The organism is Microbacterium sp. (genome assembly GCF_031179285.1).
In the GTDB taxonomy this organism is placed as follows: Bacteria; Actinomycetota; Actinomycetes; order Actinomycetales; family Microbacteriaceae; genus Microbacterium.
The window spans coordinates 88757-108839 of sequence record NZ_JAPSHY010000011.1; the positions used below are offsets into that span (position 1 = coordinate 88757).

A 20083-nucleotide genomic window follows, 5' to 3' on the forward strand; every position below is an offset into this window, starting at 1 on the left:
AGCGGGGTGGGCGTCTTCGTGATGGCGCTCAGGCGCGGGGCGCCGCGTCCGGACCCTTGTGAGCAGCGATCGAGGCATCGACCGATTCCGCGGAATCGGCCTGGGTCTCGTCGTCCGCGTCGCCCGTCACGACGACGGGGACGGCTGCGGTGAGGGCCTCCTCGGCGTCGATGTCGGTCGCCGCCTGCTCGAACTGCGACTGGTACAGGCGCCAGTAAGCGCCCTGCGCCGCAATCAGCTCGTCGTGCGTGCCCTTCTCCACGATGTCGCCGTGCTCCATCACCAGGATGAGGTCAGCGTCGCGGATGGTCGACAGACGATGAGCGATGACGAAGGACGTCCGCCCCTGGCGGAGCGCCGCCATCGCGTGCTGCAGCAGCAGCTCGGTACGCGTGTCGACGGCCGACGTCGCCTCATCGAGGATGAGGATCGACGGCTGTGCGACGAACGCGCGCGCGATCGTGATGAGCTGACGTTCACCGGCCGAAACGTTGGACGCATCCTCGTCGAGGACCGTGTCGTAGCCCTCGGGGAGGGCGTGCACGAACCGGTCGACGTAGGTCGCCTTCGCGGCCTCGAGGACTTCGTCATCCGACGCCGTGGAGCGACCGTACCGGATGTTCTCGCGGATGCTGCCGGCGAAGAGCCACGGGTCCTGAAGCACCATGCCGGTGCGGGAGCGCAGCTCATCCCGGGTGATCTCGGCGATGTCCTGACCGTCGAGCAGGATCCGGCCGCCGCTGAGCTCGTAGAAGCGCATGATCAGGTTGACCAGCGTGGTCTTGCCCGCCCCGGTCGGACCGACGATGGCGACGGTCTGCCCCGGCTCGACGCGGAAGGACAGGTCCTGGATGAGCGGTCGCTCCGGCGTGTACGAGAACGTGACGTTCTCGAACTCGATGACGCCCTTGCCGTCGGGAAGTCCTGGAGAGCCGTCGTCATCCGCCTCCTGCTCGTCCTCGTCCAGCAACTGGAAGACACGCTCTGCCGATGCGGTGCCGGACTGGACGACAGCAGCCATTCCACCGAGCTCCGACAGCGGTTGCGTGAACTGCTGCGAGTACTGGATGAACGCCTGCACGTCGCCCAGACGCAGCTGACCGCTCGCGACCATGAGGCCGCCGAGCACCGCGATGCCGACATAGCTGAGACTTCCGACGAACATCATCGCCGGCATGATGATGCCGGAGAGGAACTGCGCCTTGAAGCTCGCCTGGAACAGTTCCTCGTTCTCGACCTGGAACCTCTCCAGCGCATCCTGCTCGCGCCCGAACACCTTCACCAGCGCGTGACCGGAGAACGCCTCTTCGACGCGGGCGTTCAGTCGGCCCACCTTGCGCCACTGGGTGCCGAACGCCTTCTGCGAACGCGGGCCGATGATGCCGAAGATCACACCCATGAGGGGCAGCGTGACCAGAGCCACGAGCGCGAGCTGCCACGAGATCGAGAACATCATGAACAGCACGCCGATCACGGTGAGCACTGCGGTGAGTGCTCCCGAGAGGGACTGCTGCATCGTCTGGGTGATGTTGTCGATGTCGTTGGTGACGCGTGAGATCAGCTCGCCGCGCTGCACCTTGTCGAAGTACGACAGGGGCAGGCGGTTGATCTTCGCCTCGACCGACTCACGCAGGCGCCACATCGTGCGCACCATGATGACGTTGATGACGTATCCCTGGATCCACGTCAGGAAGGCGGCCGCGACGTAGATCGCGAGCACGGCGGCGATGATCCACCGGAGTGCGTCGAAGTCGACGCCGTCACCGACCCGGAAGTCTCCGAGCGCCCCGACCTGGTTGGCGAAGTCGGCCTGACCGGCATCGTCGAGCGCTTCGACCACGACGTCCTGCGGCGTGCCGGCAGGGAAACCGGGGAAGTCACCGTTGGGCTGTCCGAGCTGGACGGAGATGAATCCGCGGTAGACGATGTTCGTCGCCTCGGCGAGCACCTTGGGAGCCGCGACCGTGAGGACGACACCGAGCGCACCGAGCACCGACACGAAGATGAACCACGCCGCCGACGGCTTCAGCAGCCCGATCATGCGCGAGAAGCTCGCACCGAAATTGTCGGCCTTGCCCGGCGCGACGCTGTCCCAGTCGCCGGAGTTCTGGCGGGCCTGCTCGGCGAGCTCGGCCTCGTACTTCTCTTCCTCGGTCAGCTCCGGCTCGACGGTCTCCACCGGCTTCCGGCTTCGACGCGAGCGGGTCTTCGTGTCATCCGAAGGGTTCTTCTCGTTGGCGCTCATGCGTCCACCCCCAGCTGCGATTCGACGATCTCTCGGTAGGTCTCATTCGTCTCGAGCAGCTCCTCATGGGTGCCGACGCCGACCATCGTCCCGCCGTCGAGGACGACGATGCGATCGGCATCCGTGATCGAGGAGACGCGCTGCGCCACGACGATCTTCGTCACGTTCGGTAGCTCGCGCCACAGCGCCTGCCTCAATCTGGCGTCCGTCGTGAGGTCGAGGGCAGAGAACGAGTCGTCGAAGACAAGGACCTGCGGCTGATGCACGATCGCGCGGGCGATCGCCAGCCGCTGGCGTTGCCCGCCCGACACGTTCGTGCCGCCCTGCGCGATGCGCGACTCGAGGCCGTTGGGCATCTCCTCGACGAAGTCGCGCCCCTGCGCGATCTCGAGGGCGTGCCAGAGCTCTTCGTCGGTGGCCTCCTCGCGACCGTAGCGAAGGTTCGACGCCACCGTGCCGGTGAAGAGGAACGGACGCTGCGGCACGAGGCCGATGCTGTCCCAGAGCGCCTCGACGTCGGCGTCGCGGACGTCGACGCCGCCGACGCGGACCGAACCGCCGGAGACGTCGAACAGGCGCGGGATGAGCGAGACGAGCGTCGTCTTGCCGGAACCTGTGGAGCCGACGATCGCGACCGTCTCGCCCGGCTGCGCGGCGAAGCTGATTCCCGTGAGCACCGGAGCGTCAGCACCCGGGTAGGTGAACTCGACGTCATCGAGCGCCACGGCTCCCGGCGTCGGGAACGAGGTGACGCCGTTCTCGGGGCGGATCATCGTGGACTGCGAGTCGAGCACCTCGCCGATGCGCTCGGCCGAGACCGCGGCGCGCGGGATCATCATCGCCATGAAGCTGGCCATGATGACGCCGCCCATGATCTGGCCGATGTACTGCATGAACGCGAACAGGGTGCCGACCTGCACCGTGCCGTTGTTGACCTCGATGCCGCCGAACCAGATCACCGAGACGACGGTGACGTTGAGGATCAGCATGAACAACGGGAACAGCAGCACGAACAGCGAGCCGACCTTGCGGCCCACGATCATGATGTCGGTGTTGGCGCCACGGAACCGCTCTTCTTCGATGCGCTCACGCACGAACGCCCGCACCACGCGCACGCCGGTGAGCTGCTCGCGCATGATGCGGTTCACCGCGTCGAGCTTGCCCTGGTAGCTGCGGAACAGCGGCACCATGCGACCGATGACGAGCGCGGCGAGGATGAGCAGCGCCGGCACCGAGACGGCGATGAGCCAGCTCAGCCCGACGTTCGTCTGCACGGCGAAAATGATGCCGCCGATGGCCAGCAGCGGTGCGGTGACGAGCATGGTGGCGCCCATCATGGCGAGCATCTGCACCTGCTGCACGTCGTTCGTGTTGCGGGTGATCAGCGAGCCTGCACCGAACTGCGACACCTCGCGCTCGGAGAAGCCGCTCACCTTGCTGAACACGTCGCCGCGGATGTCGCGGCCCGCACCCATCGCGGCTCTGGCGGCGAAGTAGGTCGCGATGACGGATGCTGCGATCTGCCCGAGCGACACGGCGAGCATGAACAGACCGGTGTTCCAGATGTAGCCGGTGTCGCCCTGGGCGACGCCCTTGTCGATGATGTCGGCGTTCAGCCGGGGGAGGTAGAGGGCGGCGGCAACGCTGGCGAGCTGGAAGACCAGCACGCCGACCAGCAGCCATCGGTAGCGAGAGAGATAACGGACGAGGATTTTTCCCAGCACAGGCGGACTTCCTTGAGGGGGGGTGGAAGGGCGGATTTCCCGGTGAATGGTTGCCAGGCGGCAATCAGCCACATCACAGGGTGCCACGAAGCGCCGACATTCGTACCGACGATTTATGAACCTTCGCTGACAGCGAACTTTTCCCGCCTCGGCCTGCGGTTTCTGCACTCGGGTGAAGAACTCCGGCGCTTTTCGGCGCGTGGTCGTCCTGAGGGGCCGACGACCGATGTCAGTCAGACAAAGGGTGCTCCCGGCGGAACAGCACGCGGCGACCGGCGTTCGCGAGGGCGTCCTGCTTGCCTCGGCCGTTGAGGTCTGCGGCGAGGAAATGCGATCCGATCGCCAGCGTGAAGGCGAGGATGCTACGAGCCTCGACCTCGTCGGGGTCGCTCACGAACGAGCCGAACTGCTCGCGGAGGAACTCCATCCTGGCGTTGTCGACACGACGCAGACGCGCTCTGACCTCCGCGTCGCGTCGCGCCCAGCCGCGGACGGCGAGGTCGAGGGGCACGAGCTCCTGCGAGAAGGTGAGGGCGCCGGCGTCGTTGATCCTGTCGACGACATCAGCGTCGGGCGATCCGACCTGCGCCAGGACGTCATCCGTGCTCCGCCGCTCCCAGTCGTCGAGCACTTCGGTCAGCAGCTGCTCGCGAGTGCGGAAATGCGCATAGAAGCTCCCCTTGGTCACACCGATGCTCGCCGAGAGGGATTCGACGCGGACGGCTTCGACGCCACCCGCGGCGAGCGCCTCCGCAGCGGCGGACACCCACTGCGATCTCGGAGTTCTCAGCACTGCCGGCATCGTGCCTCCTTCGCCCGGACTTCCGCTTCCATCAAGCATACGCTACCGTATTCATCGAAGCATCCGCTTCCGTATCTTCAATGAGGGAGATCGACGTGAGTCCTACGAGCCCGGTGCTGCGCGCAGTCGCCCTCGCGCAGGGAATGTGGGTCCGGCGTCGCATCGAGCTGCTTCCGGCGGCGGCGGGGCCGATGACCGGCATCGAAGGGAGCGGTCTCGCCTCCCGCGCCCTTGAGATCGGCATTCTGGGCGAATCGACGGCGGCCGGATGCGGTGTCGCCGCGCACCGCGAGGGTTTCGCGGGGGCACTCGCCCGGTCACTGTCGGCGACAGCGGCCGCGCCGGTGCGTTGGCAGGTGGTGGGCCGTCACGGCGCGACGGCCAGCCGCATCCGCCATCGCCTCCTCCCCCGGCTCGACGGCGCGTTCGACCTGGTGGTCGTCCTCGCGGGTGCCAACGACGTACTCTCGCGCCGCAGCGACGAAGAGTGGCGCGACGATCTGACCGCGATCGTCGAGGACTTGCGCGAGCGGAGTCGACATGTGGTCGTCGCCGGAACGCCTCCCTTCGCCACGTTCCCGACGCTGCCGCGGACGCTGGGCCGATACCTCGCCGCTCGCGGTGCCGAACTCGATGAGGTCTCCCGGCAGATCTGCGACGCGACGCCGGGTGCTCGTTTCGCCGAGACCGATGCCGGCCTCGTTGATGCGTCGTTCTTCGCTACGGACGGCTTCCACCCCGGCGCTCACGGCTACGAGCGCTGGGCGGATGCCGTCGCGGACGTCGTGCCCGCGCTGGTGTGACGCGCCGGGCCGTGCCGCATCTCCGCTGCCGTCAGAACAACGGCTGCGCGGGTACGTAGGAGCGTGCCCCCGCCCCCGCATCGGCGTCGAGCTCCGTGATCGTGGCCGGCTGCCAGCGGGGGGCCCGGTCTTTGTCGATCAGCTGCGCGCGGATCCCCTCCGCGAGATCGGGGTGCTTCTCGGCGAACCAGAGCACCCGGCGGTACTCGCCTTCGAGTGCTGCGCGCAATCCCGACATCTCCCGCGCCTCGCGGACCGCGTCGAGGGTGACTGCGAGCCCTGTCGGCGAGAGCTCCTCGAGCAGGTCGGCAGTGCTCGAGGCATCCGTTTCCTCCCGTGCCCTCAGCCGCTCGACGATCTCGCCCACGCTCGGGGCCGAGAAGGCGTCATCGATCCATTCGCGCCCGGCCGGCAGCGTCGACGGCTCCGGAGTCTCGTCGAACAGCAGCACGATCTCGCTCGGTCCGGTCGGATCGGCGCGGAACGCCAGCGCCTCACGGAGCGCGTCGAGTCGATCCGACGGTACGACATGATCGGCGAAGCCCAGGTAGACGGCATCCGCTGCATTCATCGTGCTGCCGGTGAGGCCGAAATACTCCCCCAACCGGCCGGGGGCTCGCCCGAGCAGCCAGGTGCCGCCGACATCGGGCGTGAAACCGATGCGGGTCTCGGGCATGGCGAGCTTCGAACGCTCCGTGACGATGCGGATGGCGGCGTGCCCGGCGAGCCCGATGCCGCCGCCCATCGTGATGCCGTCGGCGAGGGCGACCACCGGTTTCGGGTACTCCGCGATCATCGCATTGAGGGCGTATTCGGCGCGGAAGAACTCCGCGGTGCGCTCCGGGTGCCCCGCCACGATCTGCGCGTGGAGCGTGCGCACATCGCCACCGGCGCACATGCCGCGCTCCCCCGCCCCATCGATGACGACGATCTGGACGTCGGAGTCGTCTCGCCAGGCGTCGAGTGCGCGGGTGAGCATCTCGATCATTCCGAGATCGAGCGCGTTGATCGCCTCCGGGCGGTTGAGCGTGAGGCGTCCGAGGGCTCCTTCGGTACGAGCGAGGACACGGGCAGCGGCGGTCGGATCGGTCACGGGTGCCAGGCTACCCCGATCATCCCGGGCTCCGATCGGGAGCGCGCGGACCGCGAAATGCACGATCCTGGGGCTTTTCCGGCAGGATAGGGAGGAACTGCCCGCTTGCAAGGAGAGGTCGCGGATGCCCGAAGGACAGGTGCTCGAGTTCACGCACGTGACGAAGCGCTTCAGCGAAGTGACCGCAGTTTCCGACTTCTCCGCTCGCATCGAGCCCGGCGTGGTCACCGCCTTCCTCGGGCCGAACGGCGCGGGCAAGACGACGACTCTGCGCATGCTGCTCGGCCAGGTACGGCCCACATCCGGCACCGCGACGATCGGCGGTACCGCATACGCCGAACTCCGCCAGCCGCTGCGGACCATCGGTGCTGTGCTCGAGGAGACGCCGTATCGCCCCCGTCGCACCGCGAACCGTCAACTCACGATCGCCGCGAAAGCGAACGGCATCCCGCTCTCCCGCATCGATGAGGTGCTCACCCTGGTCGGTCTCGACGGCGAAGGCGACACCCGCATCGGCGGGTACTCGCTGGGCATGAGGCAGCGTCTCAGCGTCGCGACGGCGCTGCTGGGCGATCCCGGTGCCCTCGTGTTCGACGAGCCGGCGAACGGGCTCGACCCGGAGGGCATCCGCTGGATGCGCCTGCTCATGCGCCGCCTGGCCGACGAGGGCCGCACGGTGCTGGTCTCATCGCACGTCCTGAGCGAGGTCGAGCAGGTCGCCGATCGGGTCTTGGTGCTGTCGAAGGGGCAGCTGGTGCTTTCCAGCGGCATCGAGGAGCTCGCCGATCCGGCCGCCGGTTCCGTCGTCGTGGACGCCGATGATCGCGCCGCTCTCACGGCCGCTCTGTCTGCCGCCGGCTTCGAGGTGGAAGTGCTGCGTTCGGGCCTCACGGTGCGCGGCGGGGCGGCTCCCACGGTGGGCGCGGTCGCCGCCGCCGCCGGAATCGCCCTGAGCACGCTCGTGCAGCGCGGTCCGACCCTGGAAGACGTCTTCATCGAACTCGTGCGGGGCGGAAAACTCGAAGCCCGGGCGCAGGTGGCAGCCTCCCAGCTCACGCCCGCGCGGTCTGCTGCGCCTCAGGACTCTCAGTCCGAGACCGACGCGACTCCCGGTGCGGCGGCGGTCGCCGCTGCTCCTGCTGTCGCGACCACCGGCATCGCCGACCCGGTGGCTGCGGCCGGTGTCGCTGCCGCGAGCGCGGCAGCGTTGCTCGCGGAGGCCGCTGCAGCCGACGCGGCGCATGCGGACGCCGTCGCTGAGGCGGATGCCGCGGGCGAGGCGGACGCCGGCGCCGAGGCGGATGCCGCGGCTGAGGCGGATGCCGGTGGCGAGGCGGATGCCTTCGCTGAGCCGCATGCCGGTGCCGAGGCGGAAGCTGCGGACGCAGGCTTCGCCGATGCCCAAGGTGCTCACGATGATGTCGTCGGTCCGAGCGATGGCGACGTGTCGGCGAATACCGCCGATGTCGATGCCGATGCCGATGCCGAAGCCGAGTTCGGACTCGCCGAGGGCGACGCACCGGCCGAGGCTGAGGCGCTTGACGACGACGAAGAGGCGCCCGGCGCCGCGGCCCCGTCGTTCGATGACATCCTGTTCGGCGCGTCTCCGGCGGCCGCGACAGCGGCGACGGCGGCATTCTCGCCCGTCGTCGACGCCGAGCCTTCCGACGCCGAGCCTTCCGACGCCGAGCCTTCCGATGCCGAGTCCGACGCAGAGTCCTCCGGCATCGAGATCTTCGCCGAGCTCGGTGAGGGCGAGGGGCCGGAGCAGGCCGGCGATCCCAGTGAGGTCGGCGCGGCCGCGGGTGAGGCCGACTCCCCCGAGGGCGGAACGCCGAGCAGCACGGATGTCGTCGCGTCCGAAGAAGACCCGCGCTCGGCCGGCGTCTCGTCGATGCTCGCAGCCGCGGCTCGCGCGTATTTCGACGAAGAACCCAAGGAATACCCGCTCAACGGAGGTGCGGTCGGCGACGACTCCGCCGGCCGGGATGCCGATCACGCCTCGTCTGGTGCGCACTGGGCGGTGGCGAGCACCGGAGTCATCGACACGGTTCCGGTCGCGTCTGCAGCGCCCGAGACGGGTGCAGCGACCGACGAGCTCAACCACGACGGTGGGGAGCACCACCACCACGAGGGCGAGGCCCACCACGACGGTGGCGAGCACCACGATGGCGGGGAGCACCAGCACCACCAGGGCGAGCCGCACCACGACGGTGGGGAACACCACCACGACGGTGGAGAGCACCAGCACCACGACGGCGAGCATCAGCACCACGACGGTGGAGAGCACCACGACGGTGGGGAGCACCACCACCACGACGGCGAGCACCACCACGGCTGACTGCCGTCCTCGACGTGACGACGCCCTCCCGCACTGTTCCGGTGCCGGAGGGCGTCTTCGTCTCAGGTCGCCGTCAGGCCGGCCGCGGGCGGATCACCGGCCGACGGCTTCCCTTGGTGACGGGAGTCGGTGAGGTGGCGACGATCTCTTCGACGTCAGCCGGTTCTGCCGACACGTCGAGGCGCAGCGCCTGCGTGAGGGACAGCCCATGGCGTGTGGTGAGGATGAGTCGGCCGTAGTCCGGATGGCCCTCGAGGTCGATCACGACACTCGGACGGCGCCGGCGGATCAGCACGAAATCGGCCGGGCCGGCCGTCTTCCAGCTGCCGGCCGCGAGCACGCCCGGGATGTGCGTGCCGGGGTTCGGAACTCCGCGCAGCCAGGTCCACGCGTCGTCGGTGAGCTGAACCTTGGCGATGGTGTCGCGCGCGATACGGAGATTCTGTCTGTGGAACGCGACCGCACGCTCGATCGGCGAGAGGACGATCTCCAGTTGCGACCGGTCCAGCAGCAGCGTCACCATGACACCAGTCTGCCAGCGCGGCCCCGACAGTTGTCCGGAACTTGTTCACAGGAAGGCAACGATCCCACTTCGGGTGTGAGATTCATCGGCCACGTCGTCCTCCCGGTCACTCCCGCGGTGCGGGACCGCTCGGGCTACCGGATCAGGTCGCAGTCGAGGCAGCGGCAGCGGCAGCGGGGAGCGCCGCCTCGATGCGCTGCAGCTCCTCCTCGCCGTGCGCGGCAGTGAGGAACCAGGCCTCGAAGACACTGGGCGGAAGAGCCACGCCCTGCTCACGCATCGAATGGAAGAACGGAGCGTAGCGGAACGAATCCTGGGCCTGAGCCTCGGCGTAGTCTCGCGGTGCGCTCGCGCGGAACGACGGGTTGAACAGGCTGCCGGCCGCGGCGACGGCGTGGGTCACCCCTTCGTCGGCGAGCGCCCGCGTCACCGCGGAAGCCACCCGCGCGGCCGCAGCGTCGACCCTGGCGTACACCTCTCCCGTCGCGAGGCGCAGCGTCGCGAGTCCTGCCGCGACCGACAGTGGGTTCCCCGACAGCGTGCCGGCCTGATAGACCGGTCCGACGGGCGCGAGCAGATCCATGACATCAGCGCGTCCGCCGAGCGCGGCAAGCGGCATCCCCCCGCCGACGACCTTGCCGAAGGTGATGATGTCGGGCATGTACTGCTCGCCACCCTCAGCCTGCAGACCCCAGTACCCCGCCGGATGCACGCGGAACCCCGTGAGCACCTCGTCGAGGATCATCAGGGCACCGTGCGCATGCGCGGTCTCGGCGATGACTTTGTTGAAACCGGGAAGCGGAGCGACGACACCCATGTTCGCGGCGGCGGCCTCGACGATGACGGCTGCGATGCGGTCACCGCGCTCGGCGAACACCGCCTCGAGCGCTGCCGGGTCGTTGTAGCCGATGACGAGCGTCTGCGCCGCGATCGCAGCGGGCACTCCGGCAGAGCCGGGCAGCGCGAGCGTCGCGATCCCCGAGCCGGCCTGGGCCAGCAGCCCGTCGGAGTGGCCGTGATAGTGGCCGGCGAACTTCACCAGCAGGTCCCGACCCGTGGCGCCGCGCGCCAACCGGATCGCCGTCATCGTGGCCTCGGTGCCTGTCGACACTAAGCGAACGCGCTCGACAGGCCGAGCATCGCCGACCCGTACCCGTGCGGCGATCACCTCCGCGAGTTCCACCTCGCCCTCGGTCGGCGCTCCGAAGGAGAGCCCGCGTGCCGCTGCTTCCTGCACGGCAGCGACGATCTCGGGGTGCGCATGGCCGAGAAGCGCCGGACCCCACGAAGCGACGAGATCGACGTACTCGGTGCCGGCGGCATCCGTCACCGTCGCCCCCTTCGCCGACGCGAGGAACCGTGGCGTCCCGCCGACCGAGCCGTATGCGCGCACCGGCGAGTTGACTCCGCCCGGGATCACCGCGCGCGCGGCGGAGAACAGGTCGTCGTTGCGGTCGTTCATGGATGCTCCTCCATCAGTGCCTTCGGCGCGATGATCTCCAGCGCGGCTGCTGACCGCGCGGTGGTCAATCGCGAAGCCAGCGCGCGGCCTCGGTCGCCCAGTACGTCAGCACCGCGTCGGCACCCGCGCGCCGGATCGACAGCAGCGACTCCTGCACCGCCGCACGGCGGTCGATCCAGCCGTTCGCCGCAGCCGCCTCCACCATCGCGTACTCGCCGGACACCTGGTACGCCCACACCGGGACGCTGACGGTGTCGCGCACCTCACGCAGCACGTCCAGGAACGCCATCGCCGGCTTCACCATCACGATGTCGGCGCCTTCCGCCTCGTCGACGACGGCCTCACGGATGCCCTCACGCCGGTTGCCGGGGTCGAGCTGGTACGTTCGGCGGTCACCCGTGAGCTGCGAATCGACTGCCTCGCGGAAGGGTCCGTAGAAGGCGCTGGCGTACTTCGCGGCGTACGCCAGCAGCAGGGTCTGCGTGAAGCCCTCGGCGTCGAGCGCTGCCCGGACCGCCGCCACCTGGCCGTCCATCATCCCGGAGAGCCCGAGCAGGTGCGAACCGGCGCGCGCCTGCGCGAGCGCCATCGACACGTATCGCTCCAGCGTGGCGTCGTTGTCGACCGAGCCGTCAGCACCGAGGACTCCGCAGTGGCCGTGGTCGGTGAACTCGTCCAGGCACAGGTCGGTCTGCACGACCAGTGCGTCGCCGGCCTCGGCCGCGACCACCGAGGTGGCGATGTTCAGGATGCCGGCGGGGTCATCCGCTCCCGAGCCGGTGGCATCGCGAACGGCCGGCACGCCGAAGAGCATCACGCCTCCGACGCCGGCCTCCGCCGCCTCCGCCACCGCACTGGGCAGCGAGTCCAGTGAGTGCTGGACGACGCCCGGCATCGAGCTGATCGGAAGCGGTTCGGTCAGCCCTTCGCGCACGAACAGCGGCAGCACGAGCTGCTGGGGAAGAATCGTCGTCTCGCGGACCATGCCGCGAACCGCCGGCGACTGGCGAAGGCGGCGCATCCGCACGTCGGGGAATCCGCTCACGGCGCGAACTCGTCGGCTGCGTGCGGAAGGGTGAACTGTGAGACCGCGTCGATGAGTGCATCCACGGTCTGCCGGTCGGCGACGACCGAGATGGGCAGCCCCGCCTTGCGGGCGTCGCTCGCGGTGCGCGGGCCGATCGCCGCGAGCAGTGTCGTGTCCGGGATGTCGGGGAACTGCTCCCGCACCTGTTCGGCGACCGATCCGCTGGTGATGAGGATGGCGTTGATGCGACCGTTCTCGACATCGCGCTTGATGCGCTCGGTGACAGGGACCCCGACGGTCCGGTAGGCGACGACGCTCTGGACGTCGTGGCCGGCGGCGATCAGCGACTCCGTCAGCACCGGCTTCGCGATCTCGCTGCGAAGCGTCAGGATCCGGCGGGGCTCTGCCTCGAGGGCGATGAGCTGCTCTGCCATCCCCTCGGCCGAGTTGTCCTTCTCGGGCATCAGGTCGACCTCGTAGCCGACGGCCTGGAGGGCCGCGGCCGTCGTCTCCCCCACTGCGGCGACACGGGTCGTCTTCGGCACCACCGCGCGGTGCGCGAAGAGCACGTCGACCGTGGTCGCGCTGGTGATCGTGAGCCAGTCGAACGCTCCGGCGGCGAGCTGCTCGAGCGCGTGATCGAGGGCGGCCTGATCCGTCGTCGGCGCGAAGTTGATCAGCGGTGCAACGACCGGAGTCGCACCCTGGGCTCGAAGACTGGCGGCGACGCCGTCGCCCCACGGCCCGCCGCGGGGCACGAGTACGCGCCAGCCGTCCAGCGGTCGATCTTGCTTCGAATCGGGTGTGGTCATGAAGAAGGCTCTCGGGAGACGAGGCCGGCCGCCCCTTGTTCGAGCAGCCGACGGGCAACAGTCAACCCGAACAGGCGAGCTGCCTGCATCGGGTCTGCACCATCGGCAGCATCCGCTCCATTGCCACTGCCGTTCCGACGAATATACTCCCCGTTCAGGTCGTCCGTGACGTCGAGCCCGATCCTGCGCCCTCCATCCGGTGAATACACCACCGTCCTGACGCGGACGGAAGCGCCGTCGACCACGGCATGCGCGGCCATCGGAGCCTCGCATCCGGCATCCAGCCCTTCGAGGATCGCGCGCTCGACGGTGATCGCCAGCCGGGTCTGCTCGTCATCAAGCGCGGCGAGCGCGGCCAGCAGCTCGGACGGAGCGTTCGTCGTGGTCTCCACGGCGAGCGAGCCCTGGCCGGGCGCGGTCGGCCATTCGGCGAGACCGAGCTCTTCCCGCCGCAGAGTCGTGTCCGACCCGAGGCGCGACAGCCCGGCGGCCGCGAGGATGACGGCATCCAGTTCGCCGTCCGCGACCCTGGCGAGGCGTGAGTCGACATTCCCGCGGATGTCGACGACAGCGGCGTGCGGGGCTCTGCGGTTCACCTGGGCGATGCGCCGTGGTGATCCGGTGCCCACGGTGCTGCCGCGCCGCAGATCGTGCAGCGGCGTGCCGTCACGGGTGAGCACCACGTCACGGGCATCCTCCCTGACAGGCGTCGCCGCGATCATCAGTCCGTCCGGTATCGCCGTCGGCAGGTCCTTGAGAGAGTGCACGAGGATGTCGCATTCGCCGGCGACGAGGGCTTCGCGCAATCGGGTCGCGAAGATTCCCTGCCCGCCGATCTCGGAGAGCGAGGCACGATTCGTGTCGCCCTCAGAGACGATCGGGACGAGTTCGACCGGGTGGCCCGCGACCTTCTCGAGTGCCGCGGCGACGTGGCCGGACTGCGCCTGCGCGAGCGCGCTGCGACGCGTACCGAGGCGGATGGGTCGCTCTCCTGTGAAGGTGTCCATCACGTCTACTGGAGCACGTCCGCGATCTCGTCGAAGCGAAGGCGGCGGCCGGTGTAGAACGGCACCTCTTCCTTCACGAAGAGCCGGGCATCGGTGTAGCGCAGGTCGCGCATCAGATCGACGAGCTCGGTGACGTCATCGGCCTCCAGCGGGAGGAGCCATTCATAGTCGCCGAGGGCGAACGCCGCGACGGTGTTGGCGATGACGCCGGTGAAGGCGGCGCCCTTGCGACCGTGGTCGGCGAGCATCTTCCGGCGGTCCTCCTCCGGAGCGAGGTACCACTCGGGCGTGCGCACGAACGGATAGAGGCAGAGCCACTGCTTCGGCTCGACTCCGCGGAGGAACCCGGGAACGTGCGCCCTGTTGAACTCCGCATCGCGGTGCACGCCCATGACGTTCCACACCGGCAGCAGGGACCGCAGCAGTTCCGTGCGGCGCAGACGGCGAAGCGCCTGCTGGAGCTCCTCGGCGGTATCGCCGTGCAGCCAGACCATCAGGTCGGCGTCGGCCTTCAGCCCGGAAACGTCGTAGAAGCCGCGGACGGTGACGCCCGAATCCTCGATGTGGGAGACGATCGTCTCGAGCTCGGTCGCGTCAGTCTCGGTGACCGGGGTGTCCGGGTGGCGTCGCCACACGGCCCAGAGTGCGAAGCCGGACGGGTTCTCTTGACGCTCTTCGGACATGCTTCCAGTCTGCCTTCTTTACGAGAGGCCGGCGAACGACTGCCGTGGCCGGCGCGCAGCGGGCTGCCGCGAGGCCGGAATCGCGTCGGTCAGCGCGCCACGGCCCGGGCGATCGCCCAGACGGCCGCGCCGATGAGGGCGGCGATGCCCGTGGCTGCGGCGATGGCGCCCGCCGGGTTCCGGTCGGCGAACCGACGTGCCTTCGCTGCGCCACGCTGAGACGCCTGCTCGATGCGCCGAGGCAGGTTGCCCTTGACCTCGATGGCTGCCAGAGCTGCCTTGAGCTCGGCACGCGCCGAAGCGACAGGGTCGACGATTCCGGCAGGGACGACAGTGCGGGGGAGGTTGTCAGAGTCGGTCATCGCCAGCGTCCTTCACGAGTCGGATGTCTTCTGCCACGGCCTGCGCCGGGTTCCGCCGAGCGAGCACCTTGCGGAATTTCAGGATGCCGAACACCGCGAACAGGAGCACCGCGAGGAGGAGGATGCCGAGCACCGCGAGTGCGGAGAGCCACACCGGCCACCATGACGACAGGCCCGCGATCGCGAAGACGAGGATCACGGGGACCGCCCAGAACAGGAAGAACAGGGCGATCAGGAACCAGACGGAGCCGATGCCGGCATCCTTCGCGGTGCGCGATACCCACTTCTTCGCGGCATCGACCTCCGCCTTGACGAGGTTGGTGACGAGCTCAGGCAGATCGCCGAGCAGCGTCAGGAGACTGTCGTCAGCCCTGTCGCGTTTTCCCCACTGCATCTCAGCTGCCGCTCTTCGCGGACCCTGAGCCTGTCGAGGAGTTGTTCTGGGTCGCGGAGGTCGACGAGGAACCCGATGACGTGTTCGACGAGGAGTTCTTCGCGTCGGACTTCTTCTTGCCCTCGTCGGCGATGTCCTCGACGGCGTCGCCGACGTCAGCTGCCGCCTTCTTGCCGCTGGCGAGGGCCGAGTCGACCTTCTGGCCGGGAGTGCCGGAGCCACTCACCGACTGCACGACCTTGACCGCGCCGTTCCAGAGCGCGCCGGGAACGGCGCCGGCCTGCGACTTCGCGAAGTCCTTGACCTTGTCGACCTGGTCCTGCACTTCGTCGCGCTCCCAGACCTTGAGCCACTGCGACCTGATCTGCTCGAAGCGCTCGCGTCCGGCACGGGTGCCGAGGACGTAGCCTGCGCCGAGTCCGACGATGAGCCCGATCTTTCCCTTCATGGGGATCTCCTCACGTATTGTTCCGGTCGAGCCGCGGGCGAAGAACCCGTCGGCCAGGTACCCAGCGTAGCCCTGTATGCCGAAATCGGCATTGATTACCCCGAGGGGTTGACAGGCGCGCGAAGACTACTCCCAGATCAGCGTCCGCCGCAGCCGGTCGGCCTCGTCTCTGGCGTCAGGAATGACCTGCGCGAGGCCCGTCCCGGACAGCCACGCCCCGACGGCGGCGAGCCCGGCGACCGCCTGCACCGCGGCGCGCGCCGAGGTCCTCCGCTCGCCCGCTCCGATGATCGACGCGGGCTGCGACTGCACGTAGCGGGAGCGGTGCGACGCGAGCAGAGCCGAACCCGGAAGAGGCACCCCGAGCAGAGCGGATGCCTCCGCCAGCGCCAGTTGCGCTGCGGCTTCGTCATCGAGTGCGGCGGTGGCGGGAGCTTCGCCCTGCGCGCCGAAGGAGACCCGCACCAGGTGACGGTCTCCCGCGGCTTCACGCAGCCACCGCCACTTCGCCGTGGAATGCGTGAGCGCCTTGGCGGTGTGGGACCCGGGCACGGTGAGGACTCCGGTGCCACGCGGTGCGGTGTCGAGTACGCGGGCGTCGAGCAACAGCGTGACGATCTCGATCTCGGGAGCGTCCGCTTCGGCCGCCGATTCCCGAAGCTTCGGAACCGCCGCGTCGAGCAGCCGCCGCGCCGCGGCCTCGTCCGTCGCGACGATGAGAGCGTCGGCGACCAGCTCATCGACCGGCGGCGTGGCGTCAGGGGGCGCCGGGTCGTTCGCCTCCGGGTCCGCGCCGGGCACGGCATCCCGTGCCGTCTCCGTCTCAAGCCGCCATGATCCACCGGTGTCCGACACGGAAAGCGCGCGCGTGCGCGTGCGCACCACCGCCCCGAGACGGACCAGGTCGGCCTCGAGCGCGTCGACGAGCACGGTCATGCCGCCGACGATGCCCTCGACGGCCGCACCCGGAGCCTTCGCGGCAGTGCCGGGATTCTGCGACGCACGGGCCGCGCTTTCGTCACGCAGCGCCTGCACCGCCCCGGTCAGAGATCCGACCCGCGTGAGGGCGGCGTTGAGACCGGGAGCGGCGATGTCGACGTCGACGTCTTCGGGCGATGCCGAGTAGACGCCTGTGGTCACCGGTGCGACGAGGCGGTCTCGCACCTTCCTTCCCATCCGCGATGCGACAAGGCGGCCGAGGCTGTGCTGGTGGCCGATGGTGAGAGGCGGGCGGACGCGGTCGAGGTAGGCGCGCCATGCACCGGACCACCCGATGACGCGGCGAACGTCTTCCTGAAACGGGTTGGCGGGGATTCCGAGGATGCCGCCGACAGGAAGGGGGGCCGCCCCCACCCCGGGGATGCCGGCAAGCCAGGCGCCACCGGCGGCGGGTGCCTCGACGCGGTCCGAGAGTCCGAGCTCGTCGAGGAGTGCGCGCACGTGCCCTCCCCTCGTCGCGAAACTCTCCGCGCCGGCATCCACTCTCACGCCATCGAGCTCGGCTGCTCTGATGGATCCCCCCAGCGCGTCCGATCCTTCGAGGAGGGTGACCTGCATGCCGACCTTCGCGCACTCCCGTGCCGCGATGAGCCCGCCGATCCCTCCGCCGATGACGACGACGTGGGTGGCGGCCGCACGAGCGGCGAGTTCGGCGTGCTCTGCGGTCATACCGTCGATTCTTCCACCGGCGAGGTCAGGCCTCGACCGACGGGGCGTCCTCCCGAGCAGAACCGCGTTTGCGGACTTCGCGGAGGATGATCTGCTCGGGGCAGACCGTGGAGAGGAAGTCCCCCACCGACAGCGCGAGGCGGTCCCCCACCAGGGAATACAGAATGCGGTTGGCGTCGCGTCGCTCGGTGACGAGCCCGGCGTGCCGCAGCACGCTCAGGTGCCGGGAGATTGTGGGCCCCGTCGCCTGGAATCGCGAGGCGATCTCTCCGGCCGCGAGTTCGCCGTCTTTCAGATCCTGCAGGATCTGCCGTCTGGTCGGGTGAGCCAGCGCGGTGAAGACGTCGGTTGCACTGTCTGCCATGGTTGCAATATAGCATTCTTGCTAGATAGTGTTTAGCTGCAGCGCTAAGAAGCGAAGGAGCGGAACATGAGAATCGCCATCACGGGCGGCACCGGGTTCGTCGGGAGGCACCTCGCCGAACGCCTGGGCCCCGGTCGAGCGGTGCCTGTCTCGCGCAGTACGGGAGTGTCCATCACCGACGTCGACGCGCTCACGGTCGCATTCGAGGGGTGCGATGCCGTCGCGCACTGCGCTGGCATCAACCGCGAGATCGGCGATCAGACGTTCCAGCGCGTGCATGTCGAAGGCACGCGCGCGGTCGTCGAGGCCGCCCGCCGAGCCGGTGTGACACGGATCGTCATGGTGAGCTTTCTTCGCGCCCGCCCCGACTGCGGATCCGGGTACCACGAGTCGAAATGGGCCGCCGAGGAGCTCGTGCGTCATTCCGGGATCGAGCATACGATCCTGAAGTCCGGCATGATCTACGGACCTGGCGACCACATGGTCGACCACGTCACCAAGGCGGTGCGCACGCTCCCGGTGTTCGCAACAGTGGGGTACCGCGAGCGCACAGCGCGACCGGTACCCGTCGATGATGCCGTCGACGTGCTGATCGCCGCCCTCGAGGGCCGGATCCCGGATCCGACGGTCGCTGTGATGGGCGCCGATGAGGTGACTCTCGGCGAAGCGATCCGGCGCATCGCGCGCGTCGCCGGACGACGGCCCGCGTTCATCCCGGTGCCCACGTGGACCATTCGAGTTCTCGCCCAGTTGACCGAGTGGACGATGGTGGTGCCCCTCGTGGCCAAGGCGCAGGCGAGGATGCTGGCCGAGGGCGTGAGCGAGCCGGCACCATACGCCCCGGAGCCTCCCGCAGACATCCGGCCTTCACGGTCGTTCAGCGACGAGCGCATCCGCGCAGCTCTTCCGGCGGGCGGCTTCGGACTCGACGATCTGCGGCTCGTGCGGTGGTTGCGCGGCAGGAGGTCGGCGCGCTCCTGACCCTCAGCCTGCGTGCACCAGCTCGACGATGCGGGTGAGCTGGTCGGGGTCGGTCTCCGGCGGCACGCCGTGGCCGAGGTTGACGATGTGCGCGCGGGCGGCGCGGCCGCGAGCGAGCACGTCCTGCACATGTGCCTCCAGCACCGGCCACGGCGCCGCCAGCAGCGCCGGGTCGATGTTGCCCTGCAGCGTCACATCAGGGCCGAGGATCGCCGCTGCCTCGTCGAGCGTCTGGCGCCAGTCGACACCGACGCCGTCGGCGATGCCGCCCAGGCGCATATCCGACAGGAACGGACCGGTGCCGACGCCGAAGTGGATCGTCGGGATGCCGATGCCTTCGAGCGCGGCGCGGGAGTGCGGGGCGACGAACGCGCGATAGTCGGCGGGGCTGAGGGACCCTGCCCACGAGTCGAAGAGCTGAACGACGGAGGCGCCGGCATCGCGCTGAGCCTCGAGGAAGCGGCGCGAGATCCGCGCGAGCCACCCCGCCAGGCGGTTCCAGGAATCGGGGTCGGCATGCATCATCGCCCTGGCGCGCATGTGCTCCTTCGAGGGGCCGCCCTCGACCAGGTAGGCGGCGAGGGTGAACGGAGCGCCGGCGAAGCCGATCAGCGGGGTGTCGCCGAGCTCGGCCGTCACCAGACGCACGGCCTCCGCGATCGCCGTCGCGTCAAGCCCTTCCGGGTCGATGGCGGTGATCCTGTCGACGTCTGCCGCGGTGCGCACCGGATTCGCGAAGACCGGACCGCGGCCCGGTTCGATCTCCACCTCGACACCGGCCAGACGCAGCGGGATGACGATGTCACTGAAGAACACGGCCGCGTCCACGCCGTGACGACGCACCGGCTGCAGCGTGATCTCGGCGGCGAGGTCGGGCGTCAGGCAGGCATCCAGCATCCGCGTACCCACTCGCAGCTCGCGGTACTCGGGAAGCGAGCGACCCGCCTGGCGCATGAACCAGACCGGGGTGCGGGAGGGGCGGTCGCCGGCGAGGGCGAGCAGCAGCGGAGCGTCGGAGAGGGGCATGGGTCCATCTTTCCACCCCGGTGCTATGCGCCCGCTGCGCTCCGACCGACCACACCGGCGGCTCCGGTACAATCGAGATGTGCTGCTCTGCGTGACGGCGAGTCACAAGACCGCCCCCTTCGATCTGCTCGAACGCCTGAGCCGCACCCCCGACGACGTCGCTCCGACCCTGGTGAGCATGGCGTCCTGCGTCCAGGGTGCGGTCGTCTTGGCGACCTGCAACCGTTTCGAGGCGTACCTCGAGATGGACGAGCCGGTCACCGCCGCGGGCGCCATCGGCGTCGAGGCCGTGCTCGAGGCCGTCGAGGCCGCCACCGG

At 69.2% G+C, this 20083-nt stretch carries 19 protein-coding genes and 1 pseudogene; 4 read left to right on the plus strand and 16 right to left on the minus strand.

Annotated elements, in window-relative coordinates; all coding sequences use genetic code 11:
* Positions 1-28: 28 nt before the first annotated feature.
* The 3 genes from RIN18_RS09225 to RIN18_RS09235 all read right to left on the minus strand — a co-directional run bounded on the left by RIN18_RS09225 (position 29) and on the right by RIN18_RS09235 (position 4771).
* Entirely contained in the window at positions 29-2245 is a 2217-nt protein-coding gene (locus tag RIN18_RS09225) for an ABC transporter ATP-binding protein (RefSeq protein WP_309103673.1), read from the minus strand.
* Positions 2242-3969 carry an ABC transporter ATP-binding protein gene (locus RIN18_RS09230; RefSeq protein WP_309103674.1) on the minus strand — a complete coding sequence of 576 codons (1728 nt, stop codon included), beginning with the start codon at positions 3967-3969 and terminating at the stop codon, positions 2242-2244. Before RIN18_RS09230 ends, RIN18_RS09225 begins: the two co-directional genes overlap by 4 nt.
* A gap of 229 nt (positions 3970-4198) precedes the next feature.
* Positions 4199-4771, minus strand: a complete 573-nt coding sequence (locus tag RIN18_RS09235) for a TetR/AcrR family transcriptional regulator (protein ID WP_309103675.1) — start codon at positions 4769-4771, stop codon at positions 4199-4201.
* Positions 4772-4866: 95 nt separating this feature from the next.
* Here RIN18_RS09235 and RIN18_RS09240 point away from each other — a divergent pair, with 95 nt between their 5' ends.
* The gene (locus RIN18_RS09240; RefSeq protein WP_309103676.1) at positions 4867-5574 is read left to right on the plus strand and encodes an SGNH/GDSL hydrolase family protein; all 708 of its coding nucleotides are present in this window, start codon (positions 4867-4869) and stop codon (positions 5572-5574) included.
* Positions 5575-5605: 31 nt separating this feature from the next.
* On the opposite strand, the gene RIN18_RS09245 is transcribed toward RIN18_RS09240, so the two are convergent.
* Positions 5606-6667, minus strand: coding sequence for an enoyl-CoA hydratase/isomerase family protein (locus RIN18_RS09245; RefSeq protein ID WP_309103677.1), 1062 nt, complete (start codon positions 6665-6667; stop codon positions 5606-5608).
* Positions 6668-6791: 124 nt separating this feature from the next.
* On the opposite strand from RIN18_RS09245, the gene RIN18_RS09250 reads away from it, so the two are divergent.
* Complete coding sequence (locus RIN18_RS09250) at positions 6792-9008, plus strand: ATP-binding cassette domain-containing protein (protein ID WP_309103678.1); 2217 nt, start codon at positions 6792-6794, stop codon at positions 9006-9008.
* A 73-nt stretch (positions 9009-9081) separates the two neighbouring features.
* Here the strand turns inward: RIN18_RS09250 and RIN18_RS09255 are convergent, their stop codons facing one another.
* The 11 genes from RIN18_RS09255 to RIN18_RS09305 all read right to left on the minus strand — a co-directional run bounded on the left by RIN18_RS09255 (position 9082) and on the right by RIN18_RS09305 (position 17758).
* A complete protein-coding gene (locus tag RIN18_RS09255) occupies positions 9082-9531 on the minus strand; it encodes a hypothetical protein (RefSeq protein WP_309103679.1) in 450 nt (149 codons plus the stop codon).
* 142 nt (positions 9532-9673) lie between these two features.
* A complete protein-coding gene (locus RIN18_RS09260) occupies positions 9674-10993 on the minus strand; it encodes a glutamate-1-semialdehyde 2,1-aminomutase (RefSeq protein ID WP_309103680.1) in 1320 nt (439 codons plus the stop codon).
* A gap of 64 nt (positions 10994-11057) precedes the next feature.
* A complete protein-coding gene (gene hemB, locus RIN18_RS09265) occupies positions 11058-12014 on the minus strand; it encodes a porphobilinogen synthase (RefSeq protein WP_309103692.1) in 957 nt (318 codons plus the stop codon).
* 20 nt (positions 12015-12034) lie between these two features.
* Positions 12035-12832 (minus strand): uroporphyrinogen-III synthase, encoded by a 798-nt coding sequence (locus RIN18_RS09270; protein ID WP_309103681.1) that lies wholly within the window; start codon positions 12830-12832, stop codon positions 12035-12037.
* Positions 12829-13839: a hydroxymethylbilane synthase gene (gene hemC / locus RIN18_RS09275; protein WP_309103682.1), complete on the minus strand. Its 1011-nt coding sequence runs from the start codon at positions 13837-13839 to the stop codon at positions 12829-12831. The genes RIN18_RS09270 and hemC overlap by 4 nt, the downstream gene beginning before the upstream one ends.
* 5 nt (positions 13840-13844) lie before the next feature.
* Complete coding sequence (gene hemQ, locus RIN18_RS09280) at positions 13845-14522, minus strand: hydrogen peroxide-dependent heme synthase (protein ID WP_309103683.1); 678 nt, start codon at positions 14520-14522, stop codon at positions 13845-13847.
* An 89-nt stretch (positions 14523-14611) separates the two neighbouring features.
* Entirely contained in the window at positions 14612-14884 is a 273-nt protein-coding gene (locus RIN18_RS09285) for a hypothetical protein (RefSeq protein ID WP_309103684.1), read from the minus strand.
* Positions 14871-15278, minus strand: a complete 408-nt coding sequence (locus RIN18_RS09290) for a phage holin family protein (RefSeq protein ID WP_309103685.1) — start codon at positions 15276-15278, stop codon at positions 14871-14873. The genes RIN18_RS09285 and RIN18_RS09290 overlap by 14 nt, the downstream gene beginning before the upstream one ends.
* A gap of 1 nt (position 15279) precedes the next feature.
* Positions 15280-15726 (minus strand): hypothetical protein, encoded by a 447-nt coding sequence (locus RIN18_RS09295; RefSeq protein WP_309103686.1) that lies wholly within the window; start codon positions 15724-15726, stop codon positions 15280-15282.
* A gap of 126 nt (positions 15727-15852) precedes the next feature.
* Entirely contained in the window at positions 15853-17394 is a 1542-nt protein-coding gene (locus tag RIN18_RS09300) for an FAD-dependent oxidoreductase (protein WP_309103687.1), read from the minus strand.
* Positions 17395-17419: 25 nt separating this feature from the next.
* Positions 17420-17758 carry a metalloregulator ArsR/SmtB family transcription factor gene (locus tag RIN18_RS09305; RefSeq protein WP_309103688.1) on the minus strand — a complete coding sequence of 113 codons (339 nt, stop codon included), beginning with the start codon at positions 17756-17758 and terminating at the stop codon, positions 17420-17422.
* 66 nt (positions 17759-17824) lie between these two features.
* Here RIN18_RS09305 and RIN18_RS09310 point away from each other — a divergent pair, with 66 nt between their 5' ends.
* Complete coding sequence (locus RIN18_RS09310) at positions 17825-18739, plus strand: NAD(P)H-binding protein (protein ID WP_309103689.1); 915 nt, start codon at positions 17825-17827, stop codon at positions 18737-18739.
* A gap of 3 nt (positions 18740-18742) precedes the next feature.
* Here the strand turns inward: RIN18_RS09310 and hemE are convergent, their stop codons facing one another.
* Positions 18743-19765 carry a uroporphyrinogen decarboxylase gene (gene hemE, locus RIN18_RS09315; RefSeq protein WP_309103690.1) on the minus strand — a complete coding sequence of 341 codons (1023 nt, stop codon included), beginning with the start codon at positions 19763-19765 and terminating at the stop codon, positions 18743-18745.
* Positions 19766-19844: 79 nt separating this feature from the next.
* Between hemE and RIN18_RS09320 the strand changes: the two are divergent.
* Positions 19845-20083, plus strand: a pseudogene (locus tag RIN18_RS09320) (glutamyl-tRNA reductase); the annotation flags it as partial.

Excerpts from the sequence above, each read along its gene's own strand:
- RIN18_RS09270 (WP_309103681.1), bottom strand. The coding sequence starts at position 12,832 with ATGACCACACCCGATTCGAAGCAAGATCGACCGCTGGACGGCTGGCGC.
- hemB (WP_309103692.1), bottom strand. The coding sequence starts at position 12,014 with ATGCGCCGCCTTCGCCAGTCGCCGGCGGTTCGCGGCATGGTCCGCGAG.
- hemE (WP_309103690.1), bottom strand. The coding sequence starts at position 19,765 with ATGCCCCTCTCCGACGCTCCGCTGCTGCTCGCCCTCGCCGGCGACCGC.
- RIN18_RS09290 (WP_309103685.1), bottom strand. The coding sequence starts at position 15,278 with ATGCAGTGGGGAAAACGCGACAGGGCTGACGACAGTCTCCTGACGCTG.
- RIN18_RS09250 (WP_309103678.1), top strand. The coding sequence starts at position 6,792 with ATGCCCGAAGGACAGGTGCTCGAGTTCACGCACGTGACGAAGCGCTTC.
- RIN18_RS09225 (WP_309103673.1), bottom strand. The coding sequence starts at position 2,245 with ATGAGCGCCAACGAGAAGAACCCTTCGGATGACACGAAGACCCGCTCG.
- RIN18_RS09260 (WP_309103680.1), bottom strand. The coding sequence starts at position 10,993 with ATGAACGACCGCAACGACGACCTGTTCTCCGCCGCGCGCGCGGTGATC.
- RIN18_RS09235 (WP_309103675.1), bottom strand. The coding sequence starts at position 4,771 with ATGCCGGCAGTGCTGAGAACTCCGAGATCGCAGTGGGTGTCCGCCGCT.
- RIN18_RS09305 (WP_309103688.1), bottom strand. The coding sequence starts at position 17,758 with ATGGCAGACAGTGCAACCGACGTCTTCACCGCGCTGGCTCACCCGACC.
- RIN18_RS09295 (WP_309103686.1), bottom strand. The coding sequence starts at position 15,726 with ATGAAGGGAAAGATCGGGCTCATCGTCGGACTCGGCGCAGGCTACGTC.
- RIN18_RS09255 (WP_309103679.1), bottom strand. The coding sequence starts at position 9,531 with ATGGTGACGCTGCTGCTGGACCGGTCGCAACTGGAGATCGTCCTCTCG.
- RIN18_RS09300 (WP_309103687.1), bottom strand. The coding sequence starts at position 17,394 with ATGACCGCAGAGCACGCCGAACTCGCCGCTCGTGCGGCCGCCACCCAC.
- RIN18_RS09285 (WP_309103684.1), bottom strand. The coding sequence starts at position 14,884 with ATGACCGACTCTGACAACCTCCCCCGCACTGTCGTCCCTGCCGGAATC.
- hemQ (WP_309103683.1), bottom strand. The coding sequence starts at position 14,522 with ATGTCCGAAGAGCGTCAAGAGAACCCGTCCGGCTTCGCACTCTGGGCC.
- RIN18_RS09310 (WP_309103689.1), top strand. The coding sequence starts at position 17,825 with ATGAGAATCGCCATCACGGGCGGCACCGGGTTCGTCGGGAGGCACCTC.
- hemC (WP_309103682.1), bottom strand. The coding sequence starts at position 13,839 with ATGGACACCTTCACAGGAGAGCGACCCATCCGCCTCGGTACGCGTCGC.